Source organism: Methylobacterium sp. WL18, from assembly GCF_008040015.1.
GTDB lineage: Bacteria > Pseudomonadota > Alphaproteobacteria > Rhizobiales > Beijerinckiaceae > Methylobacterium > Methylobacterium mesophilicum.
In genome coordinates, this window is sequence record NZ_VRVD01000297.1 from 1 (window position 1) to 5,650 (window position 5,650).

At 70.1% G+C, this 5,650-nt stretch carries 10 protein-coding genes; all 10 read right to left on the reverse strand.

Going from position 1 to position 5,650, the window contains the following annotated elements:
• Positions 1-513 (reverse strand): AMIN domain-containing protein (locus FV228_RS18815; protein WP_147856016.1); only part of this gene is annotated, 513 nt, incomplete at its 3' end.
• 149 nt (positions 514-662) lie between these two features.
• Entirely contained in the window at positions 663-1,181 is a 519-nt protein-coding gene (locus FV228_RS18820; RefSeq protein ID WP_147856017.1) for a PIN domain-containing protein, read from the reverse strand.
• A complete protein-coding gene (locus tag FV228_RS18825) occupies positions 1,174-1,413 on the reverse strand; it encodes a type II toxin-antitoxin system Phd/YefM family antitoxin (protein ID WP_147856018.1) in 240 nt (79 codons plus the stop codon). Before FV228_RS18825 ends, FV228_RS18820 begins: the two co-directional genes overlap by 8 nt.
• 176 nt (positions 1,414-1,589) lie before the next feature.
• Entirely contained in the window at positions 1,590-2,078 is a 489-nt protein-coding gene (locus tag FV228_RS18830) for a hypothetical protein (RefSeq protein WP_147856019.1), read from the reverse strand.
• Positions 2,079-2,241: 163 nt separating this feature from the next.
• Positions 2,242-2,598 (reverse strand): phasin, encoded by a 357-nt coding sequence (locus FV228_RS18835; protein WP_147856020.1) that lies wholly within the window; start codon positions 2,596-2,598, stop codon positions 2,242-2,244.
• 347 nt (positions 2,599-2,945) lie between these two features.
• Positions 2,946-3,617, reverse strand: coding sequence for a PrpF domain-containing protein (locus tag FV228_RS34265; RefSeq protein WP_246693950.1), 672 nt, complete (start codon positions 3,615-3,617; stop codon positions 2,946-2,948).
• The gene (locus FV228_RS18845; RefSeq protein ID WP_007565778.1) at positions 3,614-4,291 is read right to left on the reverse strand and encodes a response regulator transcription factor; all 678 of its coding nucleotides are present in this window, start codon (positions 4,289-4,291) and stop codon (positions 3,614-3,616) included. Before FV228_RS18845 ends, FV228_RS34265 begins: the two co-directional genes overlap by 4 nt.
• A 35-nt stretch (positions 4,292-4,326) precedes the next feature.
• The gene (locus tag FV228_RS18850) at positions 4,327-4,698 is read right to left on the reverse strand and encodes a PepSY domain-containing protein (protein ID WP_147856021.1); all 372 of its coding nucleotides are present in this window, start codon (positions 4,696-4,698) and stop codon (positions 4,327-4,329) included.
• A gap of 248 nt (positions 4,699-4,946) precedes the next feature.
• Entirely contained in the window at positions 4,947-5,150 is a 204-nt protein-coding gene (locus FV228_RS18855) for a hypothetical protein (protein ID WP_147856022.1), read from the reverse strand.
• Positions 5,147-5,467 carry a hypothetical protein gene (locus FV228_RS18860; protein ID WP_147856023.1) on the reverse strand — a complete coding sequence of 107 codons (321 nt, stop codon included), beginning with the start codon at positions 5,465-5,467 and terminating at the stop codon, positions 5,147-5,149. Before FV228_RS18860 ends, FV228_RS18855 begins: the two co-directional genes overlap by 4 nt.
• Positions 5,468-5,650: the final 183 nt, after the last annotated feature.

Below are 5,650 nucleotides of genomic sequence, written 5' to 3' on the forward strand. Positions count from 1 at the left end.
GCGGTGGGCGGGGGCCGGATCGCTGGCGGCGGCGGCCTTGCGGAAGGCCTCGCGCTCGACCCGCTGGAGCGGGATCGTCAGCAGCACCGCACCGTCTCGGGCCCGGGTCACGGTCTCGATCCGCCCGATCGCGGCCGGGGCGGCCAGATCGATCACGACCCGGGAGCGGCCGGGGGCGAACAACCCGTAGCGGAACGACTGGACCACGCCCTCGCGGCGGCGCCCGGCGCCGGAATCGAGCTGGAAATTGACCTCGGGCAGATCGATCACCGCCCGGTCGGGCCGCTCCATCACGAAGCCGCGCGCCTCCACGGCCCGCGACAGCGTCAGGGTGAGCCGCGTGGTGCCGGCCTGGCTGGCGAGATCCGCCCCGATGGCGACCGCGGGCGCCGGCCCGGCGGGCGGATTGGTCGGCTTGTCGCCGTTCTGGGCCACGACCGGCGTCGCCGCCAGCGTCGCGGCGAGGCAGAGGCGGTACAAGGCGGAACGGATCAGGTGCGCACAGCTCGGCATCGGTCCGGATTCATCTCCCGTGCCCTCAGCCCAGGCATAGGATGATCGTGGTTAATCGATGGTTGCGGGTGCGACCTGGCGGGTTCCCGCGATGGACAACCCGAATGTGGCGGTCCTGGGTTCAGCGCCGGATCACGGGGTGACATCGATCAATGGCCAGGATGAGGGTCGGTCGGCCCCGGATCGGCGTCCCACCACGTGGCCGGGTCGAACGGATCCACCAGCGGCACGGACGAGGCCTTGAAGTCCGAAAGATTGCGCGTCGCAATCCCGTAGCGATGGACGAGCGCCGAAGCCAGGATCGCCTTGTCCCCATCACGGATGGAGGGAAACCGGACCGAGACGTCGGCCCAACGTTCGGCCACGTCGGCGTCGATCGAAACGATGCGGTCGGCGAAGCGGGATCGCAAATGTCCGTACCAGTCCGCCTTGATGTCGAGGACGGCTTGGTCGCGTCGTCGGGCCCGCGGGTCTTTCAAGCGCTCGATCCGCAAGGTCTCCAACGCGAGCCCACGGCGAATCTCCGCGATGGTCACGGCGCTGATCCGGAGGAGATGGGCGTTGCGCCGGATCCAGCGCGAGGCCGGCGGATCCGGATCGTCCTTCGTCGCGGACGGTCGCGAGATCACGTTCGTGTCTACGATCCAGCCGGCCGGCGGCTCAGTCACCGGCCAGGCTCAGGCCGACGTCCTTGTCGAAATCCGCCTCTTCGAGCGGCGACGCGAGTAGGAAGTTTGCGAACGCGGCGTCGGCTTGGGTCTTCAGGCGCTCGTAATGCTCCATCGACAGCACCACCCCCACGGGCTCGGCGTGCCGGAGCAGCATCTGGGGGCCGTCCTTGGCCGCATCGACCAGCCGACCGAAGTTCTGCTTGGCGTCGGCCGCCTGCCAGGATCGCATGGCATCATCTCGGGAAGGGACAGATTGGACATTATGTCCACTTCTGTCCTTCGGCAAGGCGGGCGGGGCCGGAGCGGTCGCCGTCGAGGCGATGTCGGTTCGGTGTGAGCGAGCGCCGCGTATCGATGCTTCGACGCTGTCGCCGGCCTGATCGCATCAAGCCGGCACCCGTGCCGTCAGCGGAACGTGACGAGGCGGCTCGCCTGGCGGAACAGGGCGCTCCAGCAGGTCAGGGAGGCGTCGGCGGCGCGCTGGACCTCGCCCATCTGGAGGCGGATCAGCTCGGTCGGTGAGCCGGCTTGCGACAACGCGCGGATATGCGCCAGTGCGGCCTCGCCCTCGCCCTGCATGTACTGGGCGATGGTCGTGCCGATGCCGTCGCTCCCTGGACGATAGGACGTGCCCTTGGCCGGAGGATCCCCGGCGACCGAGCCGATCGGAGCGGGCTCGACCGTGACGGGCGGGACGAAGGCGGCCACCGGCAACGCGGCCGGCGCGCTCGGCTCGGCGGCATCCCGGCTCGGAGCGACAACGGTCTCCGTGGCCTTGGACACGGCATCCGCCGGGATGGCCGTATCGGTCGCTGGTGCGGCCGTACCCGGCTCGACGCCGAGCTGCGGATTCCAGGTGAAGCGGGGCCTCTTGGGTCGGCGCGGCTTGCCCATGGCGGATCGTCTCCTCGTTCGCGTCGGGCCCCCTGACGGAGCGCCGGCCGGAGGGAAGGACCGCCTGTGTCTGATGGGCTCGGGTCTGAACGATCCGGCGGTGCCCGCCCTCTGGGGCCGGACACCGCCGCACTCCGTCCGCCGGGGCGGACCGAGCTATGTCTTAGCGGGCGACGTTCTGCTGCGCGAGGGCGCCGAAATCCTTGGCCTGGGCCTGGAGGGCGGCGAACTGGCTGCGGACGAACTCGGACTGCAGCTCGAACGCCTCGCGCAGGTCCTTGGTGCGGGCCAGCTTCTGGGCGAAGTCGAACGTCGCGTTGGCGTTGTTCTGCGCGTGCTCGAAACCCTTCGAGACCGCCGCCGTCATGGTCGACTGGAAGGTCTGGCCCGAGACCTGGGCCTGCTCGGCCGCCTTCATGGCGTTCGACATCAGGGTGCCGACGGCGTTGCGGGCCTGGTCGACGCTCTTCTCGGCGAAGTCGCGCATCTCGGTCGGGATCTCGAAGTTCGGGGTCTGCATCGAAGGCTCCAGCACACGCTGTCTCGGGGTGGGACGCCGATCTGCGTCCGCGGTGACGCGCTTCTATATGTTGCACTGCAACAAGAAGTCAACTGCCTATCTGCGGGACCAGCCGGGGCGGAAACGTCGATAAAGTGCAGACTGACGGGCCAATGGCAGTGTTCGGATCGCCGTGCCGGCAACGTCTCGGTCAACGACAAAGCTCGGCAGCTATGCCATGCGTTTTCGCACGTTTTTGCGTGACCGGCCCGCCGCGATGCCTCTCTATATCAAAGCCGTGCGCTGTCTATAGCCGCGGCACCCGAGGCGTAGACTGATCGAGGCGGCCCATCCGGTACCGCCGACGGCTAGGCTGACCGGGCGGCTCCACCGGCATGGTGCAGCGCACCCGCGCCGCTTCCCACGAGGCCGGCGTAGAGCGCGCGCAGCGCGGCGGCGTGGGTTGCGAGGGTCATCGGCTCGGCCCGGAACCGGGCCCGGGCGTTGTCCCCGAGGGTCCGGGCGCGGGTATCGTCCCGCAGGGCCGAGAACGCCGCCGTCAGGGGCTCGATCTCGGGGGCGACCACGAAGCCGGTCCGCCCGTCCCGGACCTCGAAGCCGGCTTCGATCCGCTTGGCGGTGTTGGTGTTGTAGATCCGTAGGCGCACCGGGCCGTCGGCAACCTCCACCAAGCCCTCGTCCACCGCGAAGGGACCAACGGCGGAGAGCATGTTCCCGCAGTTGCCGGACAGGTCGATCCGCCCGTCGCGGACCACGACCTGCACGAAGGTGTAGTCGATGTCGGCATCCGGCCGGCGCGACCGCTCCACGATGCAGATCTTCGACACCGAGGAGACGCCGCCGCCCATTCCGTTGAGCTGGCGCCCGAACGGGTCGGGGCTGTCCATCGCGGACAGGAAGGCCGGCTCCCAGGCGGCGAGGTCGCCCGGCACGTCCCGGCGATGCAGCATCAGCGCCTTGCTGGTGCCGCCGCGCATGAACACGGCCGGCAGCATGCCGGACGCCGGCACCGCGGTCACACCCGCGCCGGCGGCTGGTTGGGATCCACAAGGTAGCCCAGCCCGCGCACGGTCTGGATCAGGTCCACGGCGAGCTTCTTGCGCAATCGCCCGACGAACACCTCGATGGTGTTCGAATCCCGGTCGAAATCCTGGTCGTAGAGGTGCTCGGTCAGCTCGGCCCGGGAGACCACCCGGCCGGTATGATGCATCAGGTAGGAGAGCAGCCGGTATTCGTGGCTGGTGAGCTTCACCTGGGCGCCGTCCACGAACACCTTGCCGGAGCGCGTATCGAGGGTGACCGGCCCGCAGGCGATCTGGCTGGAGGCGTGCCCCGCCGCCCGGCGCAGGAGCGCCCGGACCCGGGCCATCAACTCCTCCATGTGGAACGGCTTGGTGACGTAGTCGTCGGCGCCGGCATCGAAGCCGTCGACCTTGTCGGACCAGCGGTCCCGGGCGGTGAGGATGATCACCGGGGTCTTCACCCCGGCCCGCCGCCACTTCTGCAGCACCGAGACGCCGTCGGCCTTCGGCAGGCCCATGTCGAGGATGATCGCGTCGTAAGGCTCGCTCTCCCCGAGATAGCCACCCTCCTCGCCGTCATAGGCCTTGTCGGCGACGTAGCCGGCCTCCTCCAGCGCGGCGACCACCTGCCGGTTGATGTCCCGGTCATCCTCCACGACGAGCAGTCGCACGGCTCACTCCATTCCACTGCGGGTGTGAAGCCCGGTCAGTATTGGCCCGCGACCTTGCCGGTGCGGGCATCCACGATCACGTGCACGAAATGCCCGTCCCGGCGCAAGGCGGTCAGCATGTAGACGAGCCCGTCCTCGTGGCGGCACAGGCTCGCGCGCTGGATCTCGGCCCGGGGAATCACCGTGCGGGCCGCCCGGATCGCCGCCACCGGGGCGATCACGCGCCGCTCGCCGACCTCCTCGCGCATGTCGGCCGGCGACAGGCAGGACTCGATCCGCTGGGGCGTCGGATCCGCCACCTGGGCCGTCTGCGGGGCCGGTCCGTCATCGGCCATGGAGCCGAGGCCGCTGGCGGCGAGGGCCGCGGCGGTCAGGCTGATGGCAACGAGGGCGATGGCGTAGCGCATTGCCAGGAGATTTGCGCCGAGGGCACTGAATGCGCCCTGAATACGTAGCTGTAATTGCCCCGACGCGAGTTCGGACTGGCGCCCGCAACGGTAAGATGTGAGCTGTTTCGTTGTGGATGCCATCGTGCCGGCACTACGGCCGACGGGCTTTTCGGGTTCCACCGCCGAGGTCGCGCCGCACAGGCGATTGCGCACGCCGAAGTGCCCGATCCAGAGCGCTCGCGGCCGCAGAGGAGACCGGTTCGACGTCAGCGAGCGCGTCGAATCAGGGACTGAGAGCCGTCCCGGCATACGGACGGCACCGAAGCGGCGGCCTGCGCGGACAGGACGGCGTCGATCGGCCAGGGGCGCGCCCCGAGCCGCGCACCCAGCTGGAGCGTGACGGCGATCACCGCCGCCCCCGACAGGGTCAGCCAGACGCGGTCGAGGACCCGATCCCGCCGCAAGCTCATCGTGAACCTCCCGTGATCAGCGACCAGAACGCCCGCAGGGCCGGCATGCGCTCGACCAGCCAGGCGATCTGGTCCGAGAACCAATGCGCGGCCGCCGCCGCGGTGACGAAGGTGAACAGGGCCGCGTGCCTGAGGCGCCGGACATAGCGGCGCAGCACCCGCCGCTCGACATGCGCGTCCACGAGTTCGTCGAGGACCGCCAGGCGCGGCGCGGTCTGGCGGGCGACGTAGGCCTGCCAGAACGGCGGGAACCGGATCGTCCGCGCCCGACCACCGGGGCCGGGCGCGTCCTCGGGGGAATGGTGGCCCGCGTTCATGGCTTCCTCCCCGGACCCACTCCGGCCCCGCACGATGCCGCGCGCCTGCCGCCTCATGTCCCGGCTCGCCCCATCCGGGACAGGGGGCCCGCGCCCCCGTGTTGAGACGGGTGAGGTCGGAGAACGCCGTCAGGCCCGATGCGCCGCGTCCCCCTCCCGGAGCGCCCGCAGCGCCGGCGCCAG